18 protein-coding genes and 1 pseudogene are annotated in these 25,448 nt (G+C 46.9%); 3 read left to right on the top strand and 16 right to left on the bottom strand.

The genetic code is table 11. From position 1 onward, the window contains the following. Positions 1-3: 3 nt before the first annotated feature. On the top strand, positions 4-378 hold the full coding sequence (locus K339_RS0131260) for a hypothetical protein (protein WP_051398393.1): 375 nt from the start codon (positions 4-6) through the stop codon (positions 376-378). A gap of 20 nt (positions 379-398) precedes the next feature. On the opposite strand, the pseudogene K339_RS37975 reads toward K339_RS0131260, so the two are convergent. The 13 genes and pseudogenes from K339_RS37975 to K339_RS0131195 all read right to left on the bottom strand — a co-directional run. Next, a pseudogene (locus K339_RS37975) lies at positions 399-530 on the bottom strand (tRNA 2-methylthio-N6-isopentenyl adenosine(37) hydroxylase MiaE); the annotation flags it as partial. Then, positions 526-4,080 (bottom strand): carboxypeptidase-like regulatory domain-containing protein, encoded by a 3,555-nt coding sequence (locus K339_RS0131250; protein ID WP_028527106.1) that lies wholly within the window; start codon positions 4,078-4,080, stop codon positions 526-528. The pseudogene K339_RS37975 and the gene K339_RS0131250, both read right to left, overlap by 5 nt. A gap of 76 nt (positions 4,081-4,156) precedes the next feature. Further along, positions 4,157-5,098 (bottom strand): threonine ammonia-lyase, encoded by a 942-nt coding sequence (locus tag K339_RS0131245; RefSeq protein WP_037302382.1) that lies wholly within the window; start codon positions 5,096-5,098, stop codon positions 4,157-4,159. 95 nt (positions 5,099-5,193) lie between these two features. Next, on the bottom strand, positions 5,194-6,759 hold the full coding sequence (locus K339_RS0131240) for a GH3 family acyl-acid amido synthetase (RefSeq protein ID WP_028527104.1): 1,566 nt from the start codon (positions 6,757-6,759) through the stop codon (positions 5,194-5,196). Positions 6,760-6,805: 46 nt separating this feature from the next. Continuing rightward, positions 6,806-7,582 carry a 5'/3'-nucleotidase SurE gene (surE, locus tag K339_RS0131235; RefSeq protein WP_028527103.1) on the bottom strand — a complete coding sequence of 259 codons (777 nt, stop codon included), beginning with the start codon at positions 7,580-7,582 and terminating at the stop codon, positions 6,806-6,808. 65 nt (positions 7,583-7,647) lie between these two features. After that, positions 7,648-9,936, bottom strand: coding sequence for a glycosyl hydrolase family 95 catalytic domain-containing protein (locus K339_RS0131230; RefSeq protein WP_028527102.1), 2,289 nt, complete (start codon positions 9,934-9,936; stop codon positions 7,648-7,650). Between the two features lie 167 nt (positions 9,937-10,103). Further along, on the bottom strand, positions 10,104-10,625 hold the full coding sequence (locus tag K339_RS0131225) for a hypothetical protein (RefSeq protein ID WP_028527101.1): 522 nt from the start codon (positions 10,623-10,625) through the stop codon (positions 10,104-10,106). A gap of 41 nt (positions 10,626-10,666) precedes the next feature. Next, positions 10,667-11,680, bottom strand: a complete 1,014-nt coding sequence (locus K339_RS0131220; protein ID WP_028527100.1) for a hypothetical protein — start codon at positions 11,678-11,680, stop codon at positions 10,667-10,669. Between the two features lie 23 nt (positions 11,681-11,703). Next, on the bottom strand, positions 11,704-12,171 hold the full coding sequence (locus K339_RS0131215) for a hypothetical protein (protein WP_028527099.1): 468 nt from the start codon (positions 12,169-12,171) through the stop codon (positions 11,704-11,706). A 23-nt stretch (positions 12,172-12,194) separates the two neighbouring features. Then, complete coding sequence (locus tag K339_RS0131210; RefSeq protein ID WP_028527098.1) at positions 12,195-13,397, bottom strand: hypothetical protein; 1,203 nt, start codon at positions 13,395-13,397, stop codon at positions 12,195-12,197. Between the two features lie 144 nt (positions 13,398-13,541). Further along, positions 13,542-14,180 carry a response regulator gene (locus K339_RS0131205; protein WP_028527097.1) on the bottom strand — a complete coding sequence of 213 codons (639 nt, stop codon included), beginning with the start codon at positions 14,178-14,180 and terminating at the stop codon, positions 13,542-13,544. Positions 14,181-14,243: 63 nt separating this feature from the next. Continuing rightward, positions 14,244-16,448 (bottom strand): ATP-binding protein, encoded by a 2,205-nt coding sequence (locus K339_RS0131200; protein WP_028527096.1) that lies wholly within the window; start codon positions 16,446-16,448, stop codon positions 14,244-14,246. A 65-nt stretch (positions 16,449-16,513) separates the two neighbouring features. Beyond that, on the bottom strand, positions 16,514-17,959 hold the full coding sequence (locus tag K339_RS0131195; RefSeq protein WP_028527095.1) for a sulfatase: 1,446 nt from the start codon (positions 17,957-17,959) through the stop codon (positions 16,514-16,516). A 174-nt stretch (positions 17,960-18,133) separates the two neighbouring features. Between K339_RS0131195 and K339_RS0131190 the strand changes: the two genes are divergently transcribed. Both K339_RS0131190 and K339_RS0131185 read left to right on the top strand, forming a co-directional pair. Beyond that, positions 18,134-20,251 (top strand): alpha-amylase family protein, encoded by a 2,118-nt coding sequence (locus tag K339_RS0131190; RefSeq protein WP_028527094.1) that lies wholly within the window; start codon positions 18,134-18,136, stop codon positions 20,249-20,251. Positions 20,252-20,661: 410 nt separating this feature from the next. Next, positions 20,662-22,179 (top strand): sulfatase family protein, encoded by a 1,518-nt coding sequence (locus tag K339_RS0131185; protein WP_037302380.1) that lies wholly within the window; start codon positions 20,662-20,664, stop codon positions 22,177-22,179. A gap of 143 nt (positions 22,180-22,322) precedes the next feature. Here the strand turns inward: K339_RS0131185 and K339_RS0131180 are convergent, their stop codons facing one another. The 3 genes from K339_RS0131180 to K339_RS0131170 form a co-directional block, all read right to left on the bottom strand. Further along, positions 22,323-23,729, bottom strand: coding sequence for an NAD(P)(+) transhydrogenase (Re/Si-specific) subunit beta (locus K339_RS0131180; protein ID WP_028527092.1), 1,407 nt, complete (start codon positions 23,727-23,729; stop codon positions 22,323-22,325). Positions 23,730-23,849: 120 nt separating this feature from the next. Beyond that, positions 23,850-24,158, bottom strand: a complete 309-nt coding sequence (locus tag K339_RS0131175) for an NAD(P) transhydrogenase subunit alpha part 2 (protein ID WP_028527091.1) — start codon at positions 24,156-24,158, stop codon at positions 23,850-23,852. A 15-nt stretch (positions 24,159-24,173) separates the two neighbouring features. Next, positions 24,174-25,301, bottom strand: a complete 1,128-nt coding sequence (locus K339_RS0131170) for a Re/Si-specific NAD(P)(+) transhydrogenase subunit alpha (RefSeq protein ID WP_028527090.1) — start codon at positions 25,299-25,301, stop codon at positions 24,174-24,176. Positions 25,302-25,448 lie beyond the last annotated feature (147 nt).

Here is a 25,448-nt window from a genome sequence, read left to right as displayed (position 1 = left end):
CTCATGTACAAATCCCTCTTTCTCGTCCTTATTTGTGCAGGTCTTTTGACCTCTTGCGGAAACTCTGAGGAGTTGGAACGCCTTCGCAAAGAAAACACCGACTTGAAGGCACAACTTGACTTGATCAATGCCGCTAAAAAGCCCAAGTACATCCTAAAGCTAAAATTGAAACAGGCTAGCTTTTCGTTGAGTGTAAAAAAACACATTCGTAATGCGGTGAATGCGATTGAGTTTGAACTACCAGTTGACAAAGATTTTTACGACAGCGTATCGGAAGGCACCGAAATCGTGGACAAGTTTCGCTTTGGCTCGCTGGTATTGTACGGTACCCTCGGCGACTGGGAAATGACCGTTCGGGGCAAAGAAATCCGCGAATAAAGTAGCAGCTATTTCTGATTTTTTTGAATGTCTGCCCACTCTTCGGCGACGACGGGGGGCATTACTTCGACCAGTTTTTCTTTTACGGGAAAATGAACAATCATCGAAATACAGGCCGAGGCGGCTTTTTGCTCACAATAGGCATGGTCAATATTGAACTCGAATTAACTGAACACCCACCACTGGACGACCGTCGGCCGTAATGCCCTGTATCACCACACGCACCGTCCGCACTACGTCTGACAGCGGAAAACGCAGCTGACTGCGTCCCTGCCCGTCGGTTTGCATGAGGGGTTTCCAGTATAAAACATCCCGATAATCAAGCTTAGACGTAGTGCCGATTGCTGCCTCTGCCTCGTAGCGAGGCACGTAAAATTCGCGCTGTACCGACGGATAACTGATGAATTCAATTGGCGTCATTCCTTCGTTCGTTTTAGAATTTTTCTGCATCGACCGAGCACGTTTGGTGTAAAAAGCAATGACCCCATTGCCCGCTCGAACCCCATAAGTACCAGTGGTACCCGCATTTTTTAACACTTCGATGCGTTCGATGTCTCCTGCATTATAGTACAGCAAAGCGGTTCCGTCGCGGTCCTCTATGGGCACGCCATCTATCAAGTACAAGGGTTGCATGCCGCTTTTGAAACTATTTACCCCCCGCATAAATACCTTGTAGCTACGCGCTTGGGATACCCCTTCTCGTTGAACGATCACACCTGTCAACCGACCCTGAATCATTTCGTACAGATTTTGAAAAACGGGTGATTTGTCGTCGAACACAACAACAGCATCGGCCGCATTGTGCAAACTGCGCAGTTGAACATCCTCGGGTCTTTCCTCATATTTACGCGCTCGAACCGTCACTTCCTGCAAGACTTGAGCTGTTTTATCACGGTAAAAGTCAGCGTTGGCCTCCTGTCGAATCCGAGCCGCTTTCGATTCCTCCCGCAACGCCAACCAATCGAGAGCCGCAGTTATGCGCCCAGATTCCCATTGATTATTCGACGTTTCCAAGACTAAAATGGCTTCTTTGGCAGAAAGTTTTCTTGACTTTTCATCCGTAATTTGTACCATTAACTGTAAAGTATCCGTCACCGCCATTCCTACGAGACGGAAGCGCCCCTGTTCGTCAGCACCTGCCGTTCCTACAAAGGATTTGCCAACACCTGTCGATACTACCGTGAGCTTCGCACCAGCTATAGGTTGATTTTTAGCGTTTAGGATGCGTCCTTTGAGCGATACGCCACCGAACTGTTCTGTTTCGGGCGTACCGCTAACACGTCGCCAGCCCTGCGTCAACAGTAAATCATCCAGTGCTTGAAGGGTTTCAGCGGAGCGATTCTTCAGGTACTGGTTGGGTGTTTCGATACGTCCTCGCAGCTCTCCCGTCAGCAACAAGTGGGTGTGAATGTTAGCTTCAGCGGTATCATCAAATACTTGGTCGGCGTCAGTAATCGAGGCTGATAAAGCGGCCAGCACTGGTGATCCATTATCACTCAAATTGATACTCAAGATGGCCTGCTCGCGTGGCTGATAGCGGTTTTTGTTAAAACTCATCACTACACGTACTGGCGCGGTGGATTCGGGGACAAATACCAATCGTTCGGCCTGGGCTTTACCGATAGCATCATACAGGGTGATTTGCGCAAGCCCTGCTGGCCAAGTCGTTATGGGCAAATTTATCTTCGCCACTCCGTTTTGCAAAAGAATTTTTCGCTGGTCAATCACCCGACCCTGCTGCTGAACCACCACATAGACAGAGTCGGTTACGGTCCGTTTTGAACTCCTTATGGTCAACATTAGACGGGTAGTGTCGCTGGTTGCATCAGCCGAAAGCAACAGCCCTTCCATTTCTGGCTTGGGCAATGATACACGCTGCGGCTGGTTGTTATATATTACATTGGCATAATAAGTCCGCTGTGCCTTGGGCTCCAGCAACACGCTTGTCATCCCCTGCTGATTGGTTTTAAACCCAACGACTTCAACGCCCAAATCGTCAACAATACGTCCCCCAATGGCCAAGCCGTGTCCGTTGGGTTGTAGAATTTTTACGCCCAAACGCGCTGGTAATCCCGCAATCCACCGACCACCTTCGGGCAAAATCTGAACGTCTAATAGCTTGGGAATAGAATCATTAGGCATGGATCCGTTGCTATTCCGAAGCAGGTTATAGACCGTCACCGACCGCTCAAACGCTGGGCGGTGTTGCGCATCATCTTCGTCGGTGTATGCGCGTAGGTGGTACGTCCCCGTCGTGAGGGTATCCGACAAGCGAAAATCGCCGCTGCCGCGCCCTTCCACGATGCGCACCCACTGGTGCTGCACCAGTTTTCCTGTGGGCGTAAGCAAGTCAACATGGATAGCCGTTTCGCCACTGGCCCGCTGATGATTGGCCGCGTCGAGTAAATACGTACTCATCCAGAGCCTATCTCCAGTGGCATAAAAGGGTTTGTCAATGTGTACAAACAAGGTAGGAGCCAGCAACTTAAACCGTTCACTGAAAGCCGCCGTAATGCGTTTTAGGCTGGAATCAGGCAGTGCAATTTTTCCCTGTATTGCCAACGGATCGTTTGTAAGCGACTCCTTCGCATTCGCATCGGGTTGCCAATCGGCGGGCAGCATCGTCGAAAGTCGATCATCTCCCATCGAACCTTGTGCCACCATTCCTTCAGGCTTCGTAATCACCCCATTGGTAGCCAGTTGTAGGTATCCGCTGGGGAGCGATATTTCGGTGTATTCGTAACGGGCATCGGGATAAGGTGAAAAGTTGGAAGAGGCATTCCTGTAAAACACAATGAGCTTCATGGACGAAACCAATCGGCGTTCGGTCGATAACTTTCCAGGTTGAATCAACGTAGCAGCCTTGACTGGAATCAAACGCTTGTATTCGCTAATGGCGGCGGCGAGCGTAATGGACTTACGATCTGCGGGCATTGGTTTAGTAACATCCTCCTGAAAAACCATAAAGCCCGACTGCTCAAACGTATTATCGACCAAACTGGCCATTAAATGCCGAATAGAGCCTTGGTAGGCCGCTAACCGATTGCGTCGAACCCGATTGGCTTGCCGTTCGCTTTCTGGTTTTAGTTCTTCAAAACGCGCAGTACCCGCCGAATACGTCTTTCCCGAGGCCGCAGCATCAAAATGTTGCAAATCATACACCAATCGGTAGTCAAGTGCCTGATTTTCAATAACTAACGGCTCGTTGGCCGTCGCATACAGGTGGTTATTCTCTTCGTTAAAATACAGTACATCACTGTTGACAAGCTGGCACTGCCCACCAAACGGCTCCCCAAGAAGCTCCTTTTTAAACTGACGTAGCTGTTGTTCTCGTTGCTTTTGGTTACCACGTACTATTACCGTTTCTAAGGTTTGCGCGCTTGCTTTTAGCCGAAAATCAGCTTTTTGGGGAGAGGCATTGTCAAATCTAAACGTCCGTTTTTCGGGTTCGTACCCAATAAAAGAAGCCACAATTTCAACCGTACCCAGCGGAATACCGACAAGGGTAAATGCTCCTTTTTCGTCAGTCACTGCCCCTCGCGTACTACCATTCACATAGACATTGGCAAAGGGCATGGGTTTGCCCGTCGTAGCATCTCCTACGTAGCCACTGAGTGTGGCGGTGGTTTGCCCGTGAGCAAAAAGGATTGATTTTAGAAGTAGGACAACAGTAGTCCAAACAACAAAGAGCGAGCAACGCATGGTGGTAAAATGGCTGGTTATTTATGAAAACCAGTGAAGTAGTGTAACTACTCGCTCTTTTTTGAAATCCCTTCTCTCAAAACGGTAATTTCCCCAAGTCAACGTTGCCACCCGTGAGGATAATGCCTACTTTTTTGCCCGCAAAGCGTTCTTTGTTACGAAGCAAGGCCGCAAAAGGTACGGCGCAAGAAGGTTCAATGACAATTTTCATCCGTTCCCAAATCAACCGCATGGCAGCGATGATTTCGGGGTCGGACGTAAGAAGAATATCTTTGACGTGTAAACGAATGATTTCTAACGTCTTATCGCCTAAGTTCGTCAATAAACCGTCGGCAATAGTATTGATGTACGGCGCTTTTTCAATTCTGCCCGATTTGAACGACAAAACGGCATCACCTGCCCCTTCGGGCTCACCCGCAACTACCTCCGCCGTGGGGCAAAGATAATGTGCCGCCAAAGCTGTACCACTGAGGAGCCCGCCGCCGCCCACGGGTGCCATCACGGTATCAAACGCCCCGTGGTCTTCGATAAGTTCTTTCGTAGCAGTGGCTTGTCCTGCAATAACGCGATAGTCGTTGAAGGGGTGAATCATTGTCGCACCGTATTTGGCAATCACTTCGTCCACGGTGCTTTCGCGGGCTTCGAGCGTGGGTTCACATTCGATTACTTCGGCACCGTAGCCACGTACGGCGTCTTTTTTGACTTGGGGAGCCGTGCGAGGCATCACAATGTACGCCTTCGTTCCTACCAGCCCTGCCGCATACGCAATCGCCTGGGCGTGATTGCCCGACGAATGCGTTGTCACCCCGTTTTTTAACTCCGTTGGACTTAATGATAATACCGCATTTACCCCTCCACGGGCTTTAAAGGCGCCAATTTTTTGAAAATTTTCGCACTTAAAATAAATCTCAGCCCCGCTCATTCGGTTAATCGTTTGGCACGTAAGCACGGGCGTGCGGTGTACGTGCGGACGAATGCGCTCGTGAGCGGCTTGGATAATGCTAAGGGTAGGTATCATGTTCAAATGGTGTATACTTAGGAGTTGCTATCTTTTTATATGTATTATTGGCAATACCTTAGGATAACAGGTCGGGTTGTAAGCAACCCTCCACACTATCCACTCACTGCTAATCCTTGCTTTTGGAGGTAGCTTTCCCAGTCGGTTAGTAAGTTTTTCTTCAATACGCGTGGGACTTTGTTTTGTCCTCCCATTTTCCCTTTGGCTTCGAGCCAACCGTAAAACGTACTGGAAGGAACGACCGTCACCAATACATCTTTCAACGCATGACGACGCTCTACCACGTAGTCATCGTTCAAAACTTTAAGGTGTCCATCTATTTTTTCGCGCAACACTTCGGGCGCTACGTGATCGTCGGTGCCGATGTACCAATGGTGCGCAAACAACGAATCGGAACGAACACCCGCCACCGTAAATTCTTTGATGGTAATGTCGAGTTCTTCGGCGGTGAGCTCAATGGCCTTGTTCATGTTTTCGACCGAAAGGTGTTCACCACAAAGGCTCAAGTAATGCTTTGTACGACCCGTTACGGCGATTTCGGCGCGTTCTTTGTTGACAAACTTTACCGTATCGCCAATCAAATAACGCCACGCCCCCGAGCAAGTAGAAAGCAAAAGTGCGTAGTCCACGCCCTCTTCCACTTCGTCAATCATCAGCGTTTCGGGGTTGCAGATAAGCTCACCGTCTTCGTTGAAGTTTTTATCGTTGAAAGGCACAAATTCGTAGAAAATGCCATTGTCGAGCACCAAGCGCATCCCATCTGCGTGCGGGCGGTTTTGGAAAGCGATAAAGCCTTCCGAAGCCAAATAGGTATCAATGTAAATCAACGGCCGAGCCAAAAGCTTCTCAAAACCAGCACGGTAAGGTTCAAACGATACCCCTCCGTGACCAAAAACGGTGAGATTGGGCCAAATATCGTGGATGGTATCGAGGTTATACCGCTCGATGATTTTTTCCATGATAATTTGAAGCCACGCGGGTACGCCTGCCATGAAGCCTATGTCCCAGCTCGGGGCTTCTTCCACAATCTTTTCGAGCTTGCGCGACCAATCGCGTTCACGGGCAATCTCCCGCCCTGGCTTGTAGTAGCGTTCAAACCAAAAAGGAATGTTTTTGGCGTTGATACCGCTTACATCTCCCTCAAAACGGCCTTCGTCGATGGCCGTCAGGTCGATGCTTCCGCCGACGAGGAAGAAACTTTTTTCGTACAAATCGCTCGGAATTTCTTCGTAGCGACCCAGCGAAAAAATTTGGCGCAAACTCGTATTACGAAACGACTTGGCCATGGCTTTCGTCACGGGAATGTATTTTGAAGCAGCTTCGGACGTTCCTGAGCTCAACGCAAAATACTTGACCCGTCCAGGCCAGCAAACGTTTTTCTCGCCTTCACGCGCTTTATCCCACCACTCACGGTAGATTTTCTCGTAGTTGTGAACGGGAACAAATTCCTTATATTTTTCGTAAAAAGTTTTGCTTTCGTCAAAAACGGCTGCGTTGAGAATGTCCTCAAACTGGTATTTTTCACCAAACTGCGTATAACGAGCCTTGGCAAGCAGCTTGCTGAGGGTTTTCCGCTGTATGTTAGCAAAATCTACATTTTCTTTCTGAATACGAGTTGAGAGCTTGATTCCTCCTTTTAACAAGTTTCCCAAAAGTGCCATGCTATCAGGGGTTTTTAGTGTTGTGTATCTTTCTTTATAGGTTAGACTAGAATTGCCATTGCTGCATGAGCTTCATGGTTTCGTAGGCTGTTAAATCATATTGGCACGGAACTACCGACACGTAGTTGTTTTCTAATGCCCACTCACAGGTATCTTCTTGACCTGCGTCGAAATTTACGAAATTGCCCGATAGCCAAAAATAGCTACGGCCGTGTGGGTCTTTTCTTTTGTCAAATTCTTCTTGCCATTTGCCGTTGGTTTGGCGACAAATACGCACTCCCTTCAATGTTTCTTCCGATTTTTTCGGGAAATTAACGTTGAGCGCTACCCCTTTTGGTAGTCCGTTTGTAAGGACGTTGCTCGCGATTTGCTTAATAAACGGCTTTACGTGAGAAAAATCAGCATCGGCCGCAAAGTCGCAAAGCGAAAAACCAATCGACGGGATTCCTTCGATGGCTCCTTCAATCGCCGCCGACATTGTCCCTGAGTACAAGACACTTATTGACGTATTTGAACCGTGATTGATACCACTTACGACCAAGTCAGGCGTACGATCTTTGAGGACATAGTGCTTGCCTAGTTTCACACAATCGGCAGGGGTGCCGCTGCATTCGTAGGCTTTTACGCCTTCAAAAATGGGAGTAGCATGTAGTCGAAGCGGCTCTCCGATGGTGATGGCGTGTCCCATGCCCGACTGAGGGCTATCGGGGGCTACAACCACCACTTCTCCTAACTCCTGCATTACTTCTACTAACGTCCTGATTCCTAATGAGGTAATACCGTCGTCATTGCTGACCAATATAAGTGGTTTTGGGGAATACATATTCAATAATCGCTCGTTTAAAGGCTGGCAAAGTTACGGACAAATCGTCATATTTTTATGCTGGCCTATTCGTAGCCATTTTTCAATACTATCTTTCCCCCTTTTTGTGCTACTATTTCAATTTCGGTTTCGTCAATTTGTTTCACAATCATTCCTTGTTGCATCTTGACAAGATGCGTTTTGAAAGGTAATTTCAGACGAGCCACCCCGCCTTTTTCTGAATACAGCTGAATTTCGTCCACATTTCCGCCCGTCCGAGTAGCACTTACCAAAAACGCCCCCTCCGCGCGTAGGTCACGAAAAGACGCTTCCGCCCAGTCGGCAGGAACGGCAGGAAAAACGTTGATGACTCCCGAATAACTCTGCAAAAGCATTTCTTGAACGCCCGCCGCAAACGCAAAATTCCCTTCCAACGTAAACGGACGATAGGTAAATTTGGACAAACCCGATTTGGTTTGATCACCATTGGCGTGAAACGAGTTGGGCAAACAAAAAGCCGAGGCAAACGTTCGGAGGGTTTTCGCCGCTCCTGCGCCGTCTTTGGCACGGGCTTTCAGGCTTCCTAGCCAAGCGTAAGAGTATCCACACCACCAATCGGGGCCAATGGAGTCGAGTAAGGCTATGCTTTTTTGGATGATTTTTTGGTCGCGTTCGCCCTTTTCCCACTGAATATCCCCCAACGGATGAATCGCCATCATGTGCGAAAAATGGCGGTGCGATTGCGAATACGGCATCGACGGCGACACCTTCAATTCCAAGCTATCTGACAAGGCATAATCGGCCATTTGTTTATTCAATTTTTTCCAACGGGCCATGTCCTGCGTCAAATTGAGCTCGGTAGCCAATTCTTCGGCTTTGCCAAACGCAAAGCGCATCAACGACAAATCGTAATTGGTATTTTCCGAAAACCAAGCCGTCACTCGGTTGTCGTTGATTTCGGGGCTAGAACCTATCGGCAGTTGGCGTTTCCAATCGTCGTTGAGAATGGTATTTTTTTCGAGGAAAGTGGCAACTTGTTTGAACCACGGATACGCCCGTTCTTGCAAAAAACGGCGATCCATGCTGTAGCGCCACTGAAGATAAAAATGCTGCGACAACCAAGCCGACACCGTTGGAGAAAACGAATACTGAATCCAACCTCCCATGGGCACGCCCGTAAGCGTGGTTACGCCTGGGACGTTGATACCATCCGTTTGAAAAAACCATTTGGTGTATTCACGGTACGCCGCGCGGTTAGCGTCGAGGTGGTCGAGGTAGCCCATCGCTTCATCGAGGTGGTTGGCGGCATAGCTTGGCCAGTAACTCAGCTGGGTGTTGAGGTCATGGTGAAAATCCCCTTTCCAGGGCGGAAGGCGACCATTGTCGGCCGTCCACACAGCTTGCAGCGAAATCGGTGGCGCTCCTTTGCGGGCTGTACTTCCAAACTTGTATTGTTCGAGGTAGTATTGTTTTTCGAGCAACGGGTCGGGCAATTTGAGGCTCGATTTTCCCCAAAAATTTTTCCACCAACTCAAGTGCGGAAGCATCGCTTTTTCGTATGGCATAGCGGTGGCCGTCAGCTCGTTGGCAGGTGTTTTGGGGTTGTTGGGGTAGTGCGCCGAAATACTCCACACACCTTCCCACGTATTAGCGGCTATTTCTTTCCAACGAACGCTCACTTCGTATTCAAATTCTCCCCAGCCCTTTTGACGGTACGTAGCCGACTTTGAGTTTTGTTTTACTTTTCCTTGCTTGTACCCCAAACGCGCCAAGTCATCACCCGCTACCGAACCGCCAGCTGTTTTGTCCACTTCGCCTTCGTATTTGGGAGCCAACAGCTGAATATCAACCTCTTTGACGCCCTCCAATCGAAAATACCCAAATGGTAAATTGGCATGAACGAAGGAGGTAAGGCGCGCTCCATTGGCCCATTTAACTTCTGCCACGGCGCGCTGAATGTCCACCCGTGCGCTTGTCACCGCTCCCCATTCTTTTGAAGCTATTTCGAGGGCTGCTCCAGGGATTTTGCTGGGAGCAGGTTCTTTTTCGTAGGGTACGTCCCCGTATTGTTGAACCGTTTTGTAGTTATTTTTTTTGATTTGCTCTTGCACCCACTTGTAAGTAAACTCGGGCTTTTTCATGCCTTCCATGGGGCGTAAATCCCAAAGTTCGGCATGGTCGAGTGAAAAACGTAGCTTATCGTCTTTTTGCCAAATCAGCTCTCCCACAAAGCCGTTACCCAACGGCAGTGCTTCGTCCCAACGCGTCGGAAGTTTATCAAAAACAAGGTCGTGACTGGCCGACACTTGCGCCGAAATAGTGGTGTGTAGGCTACCCATAAAGAACAGTAGCAGCCCTAAAAAGCGTTTGGACATGGGTCAGAGTTTATACTAAAAGTGACTTCAACGCCCCAATTTACCAAGCAATGCCCATATTTCTACATTAGAAAAATATTAAAGCCTCAAAAGCGCCTCCACGAGGTTTTGAGAAACCTCGGTTTTCGGTTAGGAGTAACCGAAAGCACACGCTTTACTACTACTGATCAATCTCTCGGATTTTTGGTCAAGCTATTATTGACAGCGTTTGAGTCGTCGTTTTTGGTGTTGTTATCACTCAATATATCGGGTTCGTACACAATCATAGCCTTGTAGTGGGGAGGGAACTCCTCACTGGGTTTAAAAACAGGCCGTTCGTACGAAAAACTAAAAGAAGCACTGGCATTGAGGTTTTGGAATGGAAATAATTTTACCATTTTTCGATTGGAGCCACTGTATTCCTCCCAGAGTTGAACGTTCTGCTGATTGATTCCACTTTCGTAATTCATCAAACCAAGGTTTTTGACCGTCACTACCACCTGTATTTTGTCACCCGTAGTAGGTTTTAGGTACCTAAAAGAAATATCGGTCACGGCAGGATCAATAGACCCCAATCTGCCTGTACTAGCCCCACGAACCACCGCCGCACTGGCATCAGCAAGCTTGGGCTGTATGCGTCCTGTTTGAGAAAATGTAGGAATTGAAAATGCAAAAAGCACTATGAGTACGTGAATGAATGAGGGTTTCATGGGAGTATGTAGTAAAAAGTTAAAAATAAATGAGTTAGTAATTATTTTGAGAGGTACATCGCCGCATCGGGATAACCATCGCTGTTGGCATCAAATCCTGTCACTTTTAGCCTGACTTTGAGGAAACCATTTGTGCCTGTTGTGCCAAGGTGTTCCACCACATACAGCAACCCATAGCAAGTGCGGTTTCCCATTTCGGTTTTGACTGCGAAGGTTTTTCCTGTGAGCTTGGTACGGCTCTCGAAGTAGCTTTTAAAGCCTTGGGTTTGCTGTACAATCGCTGCCAATTGATTGTTGTTTTGAATACGTTCAAACTGCACAGGCGAAATCGTCGTCAACGCAATTTCACTTTCATTGACTTTGGGCCATGTTTTAGGAGGGACATTGGCATCCTTGTAATTCGGGCCTCGAAAATAATAGTTGGCCGCCAGCTCATTTTTGACATAACTCGGCGTAAGTAACGCATACATAGGCAATTGACTATTGAAATAATCCGTAGCGGCAAAAATGAGATCGACCGACTGTGTTTCTGTAGCGACCGTTATACCGTCGAGAATTTGGCCACGCATCATATCCAGATAACATCCAAATTGTTCATGGTTTTGGTTACCCAAATTGGCCGACCCATCTGGATTGTAAAGATGATTTTCGGGGACAAAGGCAACTGCATTTACATTATCCAAAGCAGGCGACACAGCTTCCACCAAAGTGGGTGATTGAGCCATTGGAGTGGCCGTAGAAGTCACCAAAACCTCAACTGGTACGACTTCGGGCTCCAGTGTTGTGGTAGAATCACCCGTTTTTTTTCGCTTACGATGCAGCTGCCGTATGGGATCAAACAGTGCAATGATGGATTTGACGTTTGTGGCCGTTGCATAGACTTGCTGCCCAGCATTATGAAGCTGATTGCTAACTTCTTGGGCAACATACGCCGTTTTTGTGGCTTGTTGATTTACTTTTTCTGCCCCCAAAACAAGCTTATTGGGCGACTGCGTCTGGGCGAAAAGGGAGGTGCTAATCAATAACACCAAACCCGTTTGAACAATCGTTTTCATAGAAATTAAAAGCTAAGAGGTTGTTATGAACGAGGGACTAAGCTGCGTGGTTTGACCGTAAATCGAATAGAGCGACTGCAATTACCGTCACCTCCAGTAGCAGATTTTCCAGTGACAAGCAGTTGTACATTGTACGTTTCATTTCCATTCTGAAAAATGTACTTCTGGACATTCTGGGTGGAGGTAACGTTGTAAATTACCTTATTATGACTTGTAGTAATATACATGGTATAATACGCTTGACAGTCAGAACGTAGCGGCAGTATGGGCATACTAAACCTCACTACTTGGGTAGGACTGGGCGGCAATTCCATGTTGCGCGACACCATTATTCCTACAGACCCATAAATTGCTTTTGTTCCTGTCATCACGTCAGCAGAGACAGCATCGGAGAAGCAATTGCAAATACGACTGTCGGGCGACTGGGCCAAAGCCGTAGCTCCCAAAAAAACGTTTAAAAGCACACAGCTGAAAAATTGAAAGCGTTTCATTTGAATTGGGTCTTTAGGGTTAATTAGCGTAAAACAGCTTCAAATGGGCGGTTATTTCCGTCAAAACGTACCAGAGGGCTACCCGTTTGGGCAAACACAACCCGTTCTTGATCACTGCTTTTTGCCACAATACGAAGCAAGTCCACATTCCAGTTGTCGCCGCCAATTCCTCCTCCAAAGGTGGTTTGCAGCATCACACATTTAATTTGACCCAATGGAGCCGCTCGGCGCAACGAAAGCAAAACAGCTTCTTTGTAATTATCCATCCAACGAACACGTTTATTGACCGTAGGATATATATCCGTTGAGCCATCTGTGTATTTTACTATCACATTTACGTTGTCATTGCCACCGCGCAAATCGTCGCCTCCCGTCCCGATTTCAATGAGTAATTGACGTACCAGCCCATCATTGGCCAAAGGAGTGGAAGAAATAGCTGGTGGACGAGCAACGGTGTATTTTTTATCCACAAAATAGGTCAGCCATTTATTATCGGGGCGTTCTTGATAGTAGTAATTTTGTGCAGCAGGGTTTACCCGTAACGTCATGGTTTGGTTGGGGTAATTGGGGTCATAGATAAAGATTTTGAAGTCTTCTTTATAGTCCCCCAAATCTCCTTTGTAACGCCCTAAATCATACCCAATGGCCAATACTTGATGGTGCGGACCTACGCCACCGTTGCCATCTTTGAATAAGCCCAACGGCACAGGGCTGCCCGAACGCATCATTTCGACCAATTCTTGCACTCTTCCTCCGTTGCTTCCCTGCAATCCCCAATTAAAGAACTCATTGGTTCGCCAGCCAAACGGATTAAGAATCAACTCCGCCCATTTGTCGGCGTTAGAGCCTCCATTTGAGTTAAGCAGGGTAGAGTTGTTTTGGCGGGTTAGAATATACTGATGCAACGTCGTACCTGACGCGGGGCGGTGCGTTTGTGCAGGAATGGGTTCGTTTGTTTTGTAGTAATCAAGTGCCGAATAAACCATGCCACCGCATAGTCCGCCAAAACGAGGGCCATTGAGACCCGCAATTTGAATTTGGGTCTGAAATTCGTTGGAAAATTTGAAGCCGTGTTTGGTAGGATCGAATGTCGTACGTTTCATATTAGCAAACGTTCCAACGGGAAGTTTAAGGGCTGTCGATTGAATGACAGACTCTTGGGCAACAGCGGCCTCCGTGTTCATCAAAAGACCTAATGCGAGCGAAATGATTGTTAGCTTTTTCATGATAATCAATAAGTTGCGTTGAATTGTTGGGTCAAAGGTAGTGGGTCAACGCACGCTCGTCAATTACCTTTTCGGGTGATTTTTAAAAGCAAAAAGCCGTCAGGGATAGATACCCTGACGGCTTTTTGCGCCCATAAGCGTAGGCTATACCGCTACTATTTTTTCTTTTAGGGCCTTTGCCACCGCCTCAGTGCCACAAGAAACGTGGAGTTTGGTATAAATATTTTTCAAGTGTTTTTTAACCGTATCCAAAGAGATAAAGCATTCAGCAGCAATCATTTTGTAACCGTACCCTTTAATAAGCAATTGAAGAATTTCCTTTTCTCGTTCCGACAAATTATAATCGGGTGCGGGTTTGGCTTCTTTTCGGAAGTACTGAAAAATTTTACTCGCTACCTGCGGACTCATCGGCGAACCTCCTTCCATGGCTTCTTGCAAAGCCGCTATCAAACGGGCAGGTGGGGTATGTTTAAGCAAATATCCATCCGCCCCTGCACAGATACACTCAAAAATCTGCTCGTCGTCATCAAACACCGTAAACATAATGATTTTGGTATGTGGGCGGGTTGCCTTAATGGCTTTCAGCCCCTCTACACCACTCCGACCTGGCATGTCAATGTCCATAATCACCAAATCGGGCTGGCACAATTGTACCTCTTCAGCTGCGCGTAAGCAGTTGTCAAACGCCGCCTTGACGTTGAAAAACAACCCGTCGTTGAGCAGCAGTTGCAGCGACTGACGAAGTTGATTGTTGTCTTCAAAAATGAGTAAAGATGTTGCCATACACAAAAATAGTAAGCTTTGTTGGCTTTGTAAAGTACCCGTTTGGGTGATTTCCGCTGGAGGTTATACTTTCATCACCAGCTCAATGGTGGTCCCTTGCTGGGGCTGAGATTGAATTTTGAGGTTACTTTTGAGCAATTCGGCGCGGTAGTGCATGTTATTGATTCCATTTCCTTTCCGTACTGTCTGTCCATCAAACCCAATGCCATTGTCTTGTACCAACAAAGACAACTCGTTTTCCGCCAATGTAAGTCGCACCACGGCTTTTGTTGCCTTAGAATATTTGACCATGTTATTGATTGCTTCTTTGTACAGCAAATAAAAATCCCGTCGCTTATTCATGGGAAGTTTAAAATGGCTTGACTCGTCAGGAAACTCCAAGTGATAGAAAATATTGGCTCCATCGAGCATATCCGACGCATAGCGCCGCATACGAATCAGGATTTTTTGAAGGTCGTCGTATTCAGGATTAATATTCCACACAATATCCCCCAAACTTTCACTGATTTGCTGAATACTCTCGCCCGCTTGTTGCAAGTATTCTTGGGCTTGTAGGGGTGTTGAGAGGGTGCGTTTAGTGAGTTCATTCAAGATATTCACATTGGTCAGCGAAGAGCCTATCTCATCGTGTAAATCTTTCGAGATATTGTTCCGAATGGCCAACAATGCTTCTTTTTCTTGCAGTTGCTTTCGGAGTTGATACCTATTAAACAAAATCCAAGCCAGCAAAGCCATAAAAAGAAACGCCCCGCCCCCTACCAACTGAAACAGCCGCTGGCGCTGGAGTTGTCGCTCTTGTAGTTCTTTATCCTTTTGAGTAAGTTCCAACCGCTGACGTGCCAACTGGAGCTCTTGTTCTTTATTTTTGGTAATCAAGAGTTGTTTTTCAAACAACTCTTTTTGCTGGCGAAGCGCCGCCTCTCGAAGCTTTTGTTGCTGAATTAGTAGCTGTATTTGATCTTCTTTACGTTGTGCCTCCAGTCGATTTCCCGCAATCAGGGCTTTTTGTTTATCGATTTCTAATTGGCGAATGAGTTTTTCGGTACTAAGTTTCGCTATCTCAAAATCTTTCCGCTCCGACTCATACTTAATTTGCAATTCGGAGATATTGTTTTTCACCAACACCCCCTCTAAACTGTCTTTGAGAAAATGGTAGTTGAGCGAATAATCAAATGCCCTTTTAAAGTCGTTTGTACGGGCATAAAATGCTGACTTACTAAGATAAACATCTCGCAAAACCTCTTTTCGTTGAAGCAAATCAGCCAACTGGGTAGCTTCAACATAGTATTGGTTCATTTTTAGGGTGTCCCCCATTTTAGCCGAAATTTCGGCGGCAATACGGCTCTTGGCTGCCACACTGACTAGGTCATTTGTGCTACGACTAAGGTCAATAGCCCGTTGAATAGCCTTTAATGCCTCGGCGTATTTTTGTTGACGATCAAACAACAATGCCAAATTTTGATGCCCTTGAATCAGGTGTTTTGTTTGCCCATTGATTTCTGCATACTTCATGGCCTTCTGACGATACAGCACGGCCGAGTCGAGCTGATTATAAGAAGCATACATCGTACTCAAGTTTCCCGCTACCGTCGCAAGCCCCGAAACGTTGTTATTTTTGGTATGCACACGCAATGCCTCTTTAGCATATTTGATGGCATCGGTTTGGTTCCCAAGCCGAAAAAAGGTATTGGCTAAGTTGCCTGCAGAATTGGCCCATCCGTGCAAATTGCCCAAGTTTTCATGTAGTTTCATAGCTTTTAGGTACCAGCCAGCTTCTAGGTCGCGCTGATTTTGTTTTCCCGCCACCATACCTAAATCATTGTATAACACGGCTGTATATTGAGATTGCTCTTTTTCAAAATACGTAGAAAGCGCTTTTTGATAAAACTGCGCAGCCTTAACCAAGTCATTATTATACATCCAGTATTTCCCTTGTTGAACCTGGGCCATCCCAAACATAAATGGATCGTTGAGCTGAGTCGCAATACGGCTTCCGATGTCCCAATATTGGCGTACATCGGTATTCGGCGTATGCTCCACCAACAAAAAAGCGATTTTCAAATTAGCCCACCCCTCTCCGCGAAGCATCGTCGTTTTTTGGCTTAAATCCAAAGCCTGCTTTGCCAACTGTAACGCTTGTGACATTTCTTCGGAGGCATCCGCAGCAGCAAGCAACCGATAGATTTTGATTGAGTCGGCATTGGTATATGATTGCGCATTTAGCGCAAATGAGAACGCGAGCCACCAAACCAATAAAAGGTATTTCATAGTAGAAGAAGTTTTGATTTGAGCTCTAAACAAAGATACTAAAATCCATGCTTACTCTCCTACCTCTACAACCGATTCTCGCCTTTCCAAGCCGTGATTGAGTTGCGAAAGGGCTTCTCGGCGTCGTAGTTGGGATTCGGTGATGGAAACATCGCTCCTATCGCTGCCTGCCAGCGTTGGAGTTTTTGGCGTAACTGCTGAACTAGCTGTGGTTTTTCGTTTACTAAATTATGTTGTTCCGAAACATCCTCACGGACGTTGTACAACTCCCACCGATTTTCTCCCAAAAACTCAATCAATTTGTAGTCTCCTTCCATTGCAGCTCCCGTAGGTGGGCGTTGAGGCGTATGATAATGGGGATAATGCCAGTATAAAGTACGCGTTTCCTTGGGAGATTTCCCTTTCAAAGTGGACACAAAACTCCGTCCATCCACGTCTTTTTTCTTGGTCAACTGCGCCAATTCGAGGAGCGTAGGCACATAATCAATACTAGCCACAACGTCTTGCAGCGTAGAACGCGGCGCAGTCACTGCAGGATAACGCACTAGCAACGGCACTCGAATCCCCCCTTCGTAATAGAACCCTTTCCCTTCGCGTAGAGGCGCGTTTCCGTCCACTTCTACCAAACCCCCATTGTCCGACGTGAACACTACAATCGTATTTTCACGCATTCCCAACTCGTCCAGTTTTTTTAAGATTCGGCCTACACTTTCGTCCAAACTCTGAATCATGGCGGCATAGATTGGATTAGTCTTGCTGACACCCAACGTCTTTTTCTTTTCCTCGTATTTTTTAACGTAATCGGGTTTTCCTTGCAGAGGGGTATGTACTTGGTAGTAACTCATATTAAGGAAAAAAGGCTGTGTGCTATTGGCGTGTTTTTCAATCAACTTTAGCGCATGATCCGTCAAAAAATCGGTAAGATAGTCGCCTTCTTTTCCACCTTCTGGTAAAAACTTCACGGAATAATCGGCAGTGGGCGTCACGTTTTTGTAGGGATAAAAATACGACCCAGGTTGTCCTTTCGAATGCCCCCCGATATTGACATCAAAACCTCGATTATGGGGCCAAAACTCTTCGGTTTCGCCCAAATGCCACTTGCCCACGTGGTAAGTGGCATAGCCATTTTTGTGTAAAATTTCGGGTAAGATTTCCTCCTCTTTAGGAAGTTCGTAGCGCATTTTGGCCGTTTGAAACTTGGCGTAAGGATACACCACCCCAGGTATCCAATCGGTGATTTTGAGACGAGCGGGATATTTTCCTGTCATGATGGAGGCTCTCGTAGGCGAGCAAACCGCACAAGCCGCATAAGCTCGCTGAAACTGCGCTCCCTCGGCCGCCAACTGATTGAGATTAGGGGTTTCGTGAAACGTATTACCGTAACATCCCAAATCGGCCCAACCGAGGTCGTCAGCCAACATAAAAACAATATTGGGCGCTTTGCGCGGTGCTTGAAAGGCACACAAAGCTAGTAGCGAAAGGGAAATGCTTACAAAAAATAGCTTTTTCATAAAAGAATCTTAAAACGACTACTCGGTCTGACTATCGTCTGACCGAATACAGAAAAAGACCACTCGGTCAGACGATAGTCAGACCGAGTGTGCATACGACATGCAATACATAAGCAAGAGTTAGGTAAACGTTACCCATAAAATGCTTTGAGAAATGATTAACCCCTCCTTTCAATGTTGAAATCATTTACTTTTTGCCTGTTTTTTATTTTATGTAGTGGTCTAAGCTTTGCCCAAAAAGCGAGCGCATGGCCAGCCGATTTGCCTTGGTGGAAGCGAAATAACCTGCGCGTCATCCAGACCAACTTACCTGCCTACGAAGCCGCTACCCTCACTGCCGACTCACTGCTGAAAGATTTGGAAGCGTGCTCTGCCAATACATTACTTATTAATGCGGGCGGGATTATGGCGTTTTATCCCACCAAATTGCCGTTTCATTACACCAATCCCTACATGAAAGGCAACATGCTGGGCGATGTTGTTGCCCGTTGTCATCAAAAAGGCATCAAGGTCATTGTTCGATTTGACTTTAGTCGCGTTCACGAAAGCATTTTCAAAGCCCATCCCGACTGGTGTTATATTTCTCCCAAAGGCGACCGCATCATCAATACCGATATGTATGTAGTGTCCATCAACGCGCCTTACGTTCAGGAGTGTGCTTTTAAAATTATTGAAGAGGTCATTGACAACTACCCCATCGACGGTATTTTTCTCAATATGCCTGGGTACCAAGTCAATAATCCGTACGAAGGTAAATACCACGGCATCGACCAAAACGAAGCGGATAAAAAGCGATTTGCGCAATATAGCAATGGCCTCACCTTACCCACCGAGGAAAACAAAGCGGACCCCGTTTTTCAAAAATACCTCGCTTTTAAAAAATTCACGGTCGAAGATTGGTCGGAGCGGTTGCACAAGCTTGTCAAATCCAAAAATGAGCAGATTGCCATCTGCACGTACATGGATCGCTTTGTCGATATTATTCGCCACGAATCACAGACCAATAGTTTGCCGTATTGGCCTTACTCGGCCTCTGATAACGTCGGAAATGCGGCTAACTCTTTCCCCAACCACATCATTAGCAACAGCAGCATTCAGCAAATCTCGTTTCAGTCGCGCTATAACGCCGTGGAACCAGAGGAAGTATCCATTCGGTTGTACGAAAATATTGCCAATGGCTCGGGCCTCGACATTAGTATGATGGGAGACATGCGCGGCTACGAAGACGAACGCAATTACGAGGTGATTAAGAAAATCTATGCGCACCACAAAAAATTTGAGCCTTATTTTGGGAAGTATGGTTCGGTCGCCAAAATAGCGGTGGTCGCGCCCGGCGCATGGCCCAGCGGCAATCCGATGCAAGAATACCGTGGCATTCAGCTTATGTTACGTGAAGCACATTTGCCTTTTGACCTTGTCGAAGACGCTCAAATTGAACACCTAGCGACCAAAATCAAGAACTACAAAGTGGTGATTTTACCCGACATTACGTACTTGAGTAAAGCCGCTGTTGAGGTATTAAAAGAAGCAGCCCAACAAGGAGTTCACCTCATTGCCACCAACCAAACGATGTTTGATAACCCTGCGGCTTTGCAGGAGCTGTTTGGCGCAAAAATCATCAACAAAGACCACGAAGGCAGTGGCTTTTACCTTGCTCCCGACAACAAGCAAATATTCCGACGTTTTGCAAAGCAAAAGATGTTGTTTTGGAAGTTTAGCCTAGGGCTTTACGACCTTTCAGGCAGCGACCAGCGGTTGTTACCCATTCTTTCCAAAGGTCGCCCTGGCCCGCCCGAAATCATTGGAGGTCACGAACCTACGGGGTATTTTGCGATGGGACTAAAACAACACGCGCGGAGCAAAGCCGTGATTTTACCCATCAACCTGGGCAAGCTTTATTACCTACACGGGTACGAAGAACACAAAAACATTCTCCTCGATGCCCTCGACCTCGTTTATCCCGAAGCAGGTGAATTATTACAAACCAATGCCCACGAACGCGTAGAGGTGATTTTGAAAGAATATACCAAAAACACGCCCGAAAACAGGAATAAAAACGTTTCCGATGGCCTGATTTTGCATTTGGTGAATATTACTGGTTTTAGCGGAAATACGTATTTTGCTCCCCTGCCCATTGCTAACCTAAGCTTTCGGATTCAAACGCCGTTCAAACCTTCCAAGGTTTTTTCGATGGTCAGCAAAGAACCCGTCGTTTATTCATGGAAAAATGGCCAACTTGAGCTAAAACTTTCTAAATTGACTGACTTTGAAGGAATTGTGATTGATAAGTAGCAAAGAGTAAAACCTCTTCGCGGCTCTTAAGACTTTGCGAAAAAACAGGTTAATCGCACTAAAAAAGTAGCCTCAGCAAGGATAAATCTTAGTGAAAGATGCCACCCCGATGGGGCTTTGGTTCTAATCGAATCCATTCTTCCTACTAAGATGTAGCTCCTCTGGATCAATGAATATTGACTATGTATTTTAAGTAGATTAACAAAAATTTTAGAGTAATTCAAAGTAGCCTCGGTAGAGGCGTAACATTTGTAGTAGTAGCAGAAGCATATTTTTTTGATTTTTGCTTCGTAGAAGCATAACAAACTACTAATACCCTAAAATTTATACGCAACTACTTAATGCGTTCAACCTAGCAGGGAAACAAGGGGCAAACCGAAAAAATAGCAAACCATAAACTTCAAACAATAATGAAAAAGACCGCCCTAATCGTCATTGCCTTTGGGCTGACACTCGGCATGGGATTGTTGTCGTTTAAGCCCAAAGATAAACGCCCCAACATCCTGATTCTGTTTTCGGACGACCACGCCTTGCAAGCCATCAGCGCTTACGGAAGTCCCTACATCAAAACGCCTAACATCGACCGCTTGGCCAAAGAGGGGGCCGTGTACCAAAATATGTTTTGTACCAACTCCTTGTGCGCCCCCAGCCGTGCTACGTTGTTGACAGGAAAGTATAGCCACAAAAATGGCCACCGCGACAACCTCACAAAGTTTGATGCAAGCCAACCGATGTACCCTAAGTACCTCCAAGCCGCTGGTTATCAAATGGGCTGGATTGGCAAATGGCATTTAGAAGCTACCCCTCAGTACTTCGATTATTGGTCGGTATTGCCTGGGCAAGGCGCTTATTACAACCCTGATTTTATCGAAATGGGCGGTAAAACGGTTCGCCAAGAAGGATACGCCACCGACGTTATTACCGAAAAAGCACTACATTGGCTCGACCAAGACCGCGACCCTTCAAAGCCGTTTTGTCTGGTGATTGGTCACAAATGTCCGCACCGAAATTGGCAACCTGACACGACCGATTTGCGCGCATTCGACCACGTAAAATTCCCCCTTCCTAAGAGTTTTTACGATTCGTACGAAGGTCGGATTGCCGCCAAACGCCAAGACATGACCGTGACCAAAACCATGCGTTTGAAGGAAGACCTCAAAGTGGACGCGGGCAGTGACCCTTTTGTGAAACGCATGAACCCCGCCCAACGCAAGGCGTGGCTCGCCTACTACGACCAAGTGTCGGCTGATTTTAAGAAACAAAATTTGTCGGGACGGGCACTTGACGAATGGAAATACCAGCGCTACATGCAAGATTATTTGGGAACACTTCTTTCGCTCGACCGTAACGTGGGAAAAGTATTGGATTACTTGGACAAAAAAGGCTTGACCGAAAATACGTTGGTGGTGTATTCGTCCGACCAAGGGTTTTATTTGGGCGAACATGGTTGGTTCGACAAGCGATTTATGTACGAAGAGTCGCACCACATGCCGATGCTCATTCGCTATCCCAAACGCATCAAAGCAGGGACTATCGACCGAGCGATTCATAACAATACCGATTTTGCCCCCACTATTTTACAAGAAGCAGGACTGAGTGTTCCTGCTGATATGCAGGGACAGTCGTTTTTCAGCAAAAAAGCGCGCAAATCAACCTATTACCACTATTACGAATACCCCGCCGAGCACAGCGTACAAACGCACTTTGGCATCCGTACCGACCGCTATAAACTGATTCGTTTTTATAAAGATGGCGAGTTTTGGGAGTTGTACGACCTCCAAAAAGACCCCGAAGAAATGAATAATTTGTACGACAAACCTGCCTATCAGAAGATTCAAAAACAGCTTACGATCGATCTAAAACAACTCATTCGCCAATACGACGATACTGAAGCGGCTGCAATTTTGGCAAAGGAAGAGAAAAAGTGAGTGAAAACTCTCCTCCTCCCGCTGTAATCTGATTCATTCTTTCTACTAAGTCCAACCTAGTTTACCTACTAAAAGCAAAACGCTCAGGTTTCCCCAAGCGCTTTAACAATTTCGTATTTCGTCATTTTTTTATTCGACATTTGCTAATCCATGCCCTTCAATTCTGCTACTACTTTAGTAATTGAGTCTTTGGCATCCCCAAACAACATCATACAGTTGGGGTAATAAAACAATTCGTTGTCGATACCAGCGTAACCCGCCGCCATCGAACGCTTGCTGACAATCACCGTTTTGGCTTTGTCGGCGTTCAAAATCGGCATTCCGTAAATCGGACTGGCAGGATTGCTGCGGGCAGCGGGGTTTACTACGTCATTGGCTCCTACGACAAACACCACGTCGGTCGTCGAAAACTGGTCGTTGATTTCTTCCATTTCCACCAACTTATCGTAGGCCACGTTCGATTCCGCCAAAAGCACGTTCATGTGCCCAGGCATCCGTCCTGCCACGGGGTGAATCGCGTATTTTACCTCCACGCCACGCTGTTCGAGCAAAGCTTCCAATTCGTGAATCACGTGCTGGGCCTGCGCTACCGCTAATCCGTAGCCCGGTACAATAATCACTTTTTGGGCGTAGTTCATCATGATAGCGACGTCAGAAGGCGTACTGCTTTTCACCGCTCCCCCCGTTGTGGCGCTTCCTCCACCTGCGGCGGCGGCACTACCTCCTCCGAATGAGCCAAAAATTACGTTTGTAAGAGAGCGGTTCATGGCATTACACATCAAAATCGTCAGTAACGTCCCTGCCGAACCTACCAAAATCCCTCCCGTAAGCATCACTTGGTTGTCGTACAAAAACCCACCAAAAGCCGCCGCTACGCCCGTAAAAGAGTTGAGAAGCGAAATCACCACAGGCATATCAGCTCCTCCAATTGGTAACACAAAAAGGACACCGTAGGCCAACGACAACGCAAAAACCGTATAAACCAAGGTCGTGCTTGGATGCCCCAACGCAATGTAAACGGTCAGCCCTAACGTTGCTATCAACAGCACCAAAGTAAGGATGTTTTGCGCAGGTAAGCGGAAGGTTTTTTTCATGATTTCCTGCAACTTGGCGTAGGCGATGATACTACCCGAAAACGACACGCTACCGATGACCAATCCTGCCACAATCGTCAAGACGGTGGCGGGAGAAGCATCGTCGTGCAGGTGTCCAAATTCGACCAACGAAATAAGTGCCGCACAAGCGCCCCCCATTCCGTTGAAAAGACTCACCATTTGCGGCATATCGGTCATTTTTACTTTTTTGGCCGAAATCCAACCGATGATGGTTCCGATGGCAATCCCGCCGAAAATCCAGCCGTAGTTGCCAATCGGCTCGCCGTCTTCGTTGGTATGCATAAAAATAGTACCCAAAATAGCAATCGCCATCCCTGCCGCTGCCAAGAAGTTGCCGTTACGGGCAGTTTTAGGCCCCGAAAGCATTTTTAATCCTACGATAAAAAATACCGAGCCCAAAAGGTAAATAAGGTATAACCAATATTGTTGTATCATTTCAGTTCACAGTTGAAGGTTTTCAGTTTACTGTTTGGGGTTTACTGTTTCAGGTTTTCAGATTAGGATTTTTAGTTTCAACCCGAGACCTAAAACCGTAAACTCAAAAACTGCAAACGGTTACTTTTTCTTTTTAAACATTTCTAACATACGATCGGTGACGACGAAACCGCCCACAACGTTGAGCGTTCCGAGAATAACCGCCAAAAAGCCGAGTATCAACGCTGGCCAATTGCCTGCTTCGGCATGACCCATGACGATGATCGCCCCGATGATAACCACCCCGTGGATGGCATTGGCACCCGACATTAGCGGGGTATGCAGGGCGGAGGGCACTTTGGAAATCACCTCTATCCCGACAAAAATGGAGAGGATAAGGATGTAGATAAGCTGTATGTTTTCGCCAATAAATGTGATGATTGCGTCCATAATTTGAAGATGACGTTATTTTAAAATTGATTTGGTAAAGGCGTGGACCAACTGACCTTGGTGTGTGATGAGGCTTCCTTTCGTGATTTCCTCCTCTAGTTCCCACTTAAAACCGTCTTTGTTGGCCAAATGCAACAACAACGTACTGATATTTTTGGCGTACAAGTCGCTGGCATTGGTGGCGAGTAGTGCAGGTAGATTTGACTCTCCAATAATCGTGACCCCGTTTTTTACGACCGTCTGATTGGCTTCGCTCAAGGCACAGTTCCCGCCCGATTCTACGGCCATATCCACAATCACACTGCCCGTTTTCATTGATTTCACCATTTCTTCCGTCACCAGAATAGGCGCTTTCTTACCCATCACCAAGGCCGTTGTGATGACGATGTCTGCGTCCTTGATGCGCTGTTTGATAAGGTCTTGTTGTTTTTGGAGAAACTCCGCCGACACTTCTTTGGCATAGCCTCCTTCCGACTTGTTGGCTTCCATGCCTTCTACGCTCAAAAACTTCCCGCCCAGCGACTCCACCTGTTCTTTGGTTTCGGGGCGAACGTCGGTGACTTCCACCACCGCGCCAAGGCGTTTGGCCGTCGCAATGGCCTGTAATCCTGCCACCCCAGCGCCAAAAATCAGTACCCGCGAGGGTTTGATGGTTCCTGCGGCCGTCATCATCAATGGAAAAATTTTCCCAAGGGCATTGGCCCCAAGCAAAACCGCTTTGTAGCCCGCGAGGTTGGCCTGCGAACTGAGCGCATCCATGCTTTGGGCTTTGGTCGTACGGGGAACGGCATCCATGCTGAAGGCCGAAATTTTCTTGGCATTGAGGGCTTGAACCAGTTCAGGCTGCGTGTAGGCGTACAGAAACGAAATGCTCACTGCACCTTCGCGCATTTGAGCCACTTCTTCCAGCGTAGGGGCGTTGACTTTTAGAACGACATCGGCATCGGCAAGGAGCGTTTTGACATCTGCTACTACTTGAGCGCCTGCTTTCTCGTAATCGGTGTTAAGTAGGGAAGATTTCTCGCCAGCATCACTTTGGACGGCGCAGGTAAAACCCGCTTTGAGAAGGGACTTAACAACGTCAGGTGTGACCGCAACCCGCTTTTCGTAGGTTTTGGTTTCTTTCAAAATAGCTATTTTCAAGGTTGAAGTAGTTTATTGGAATAAAACCCCAAAATATAGGACATTATCCACATAAACAATAAGATTCGCCAGTTTTCGGAAAATCTTTTTGTATCGACCAGCACTGCACTAAAAATGGCAACCGCTGCCTTTGCGCTTTGCAGAGGC

This window comes from Runella limosa DSM 17973 (genome assembly GCF_000482465.1).
Taxonomy (GTDB): Bacteria; Bacteroidota; Bacteroidia; order Cytophagales; family Spirosomataceae; genus Runella; species Runella limosa.
Note: the sequence above shows the minus strand (reverse complement) of the source record. Positions and strands in the feature narration are given on the sequence as shown.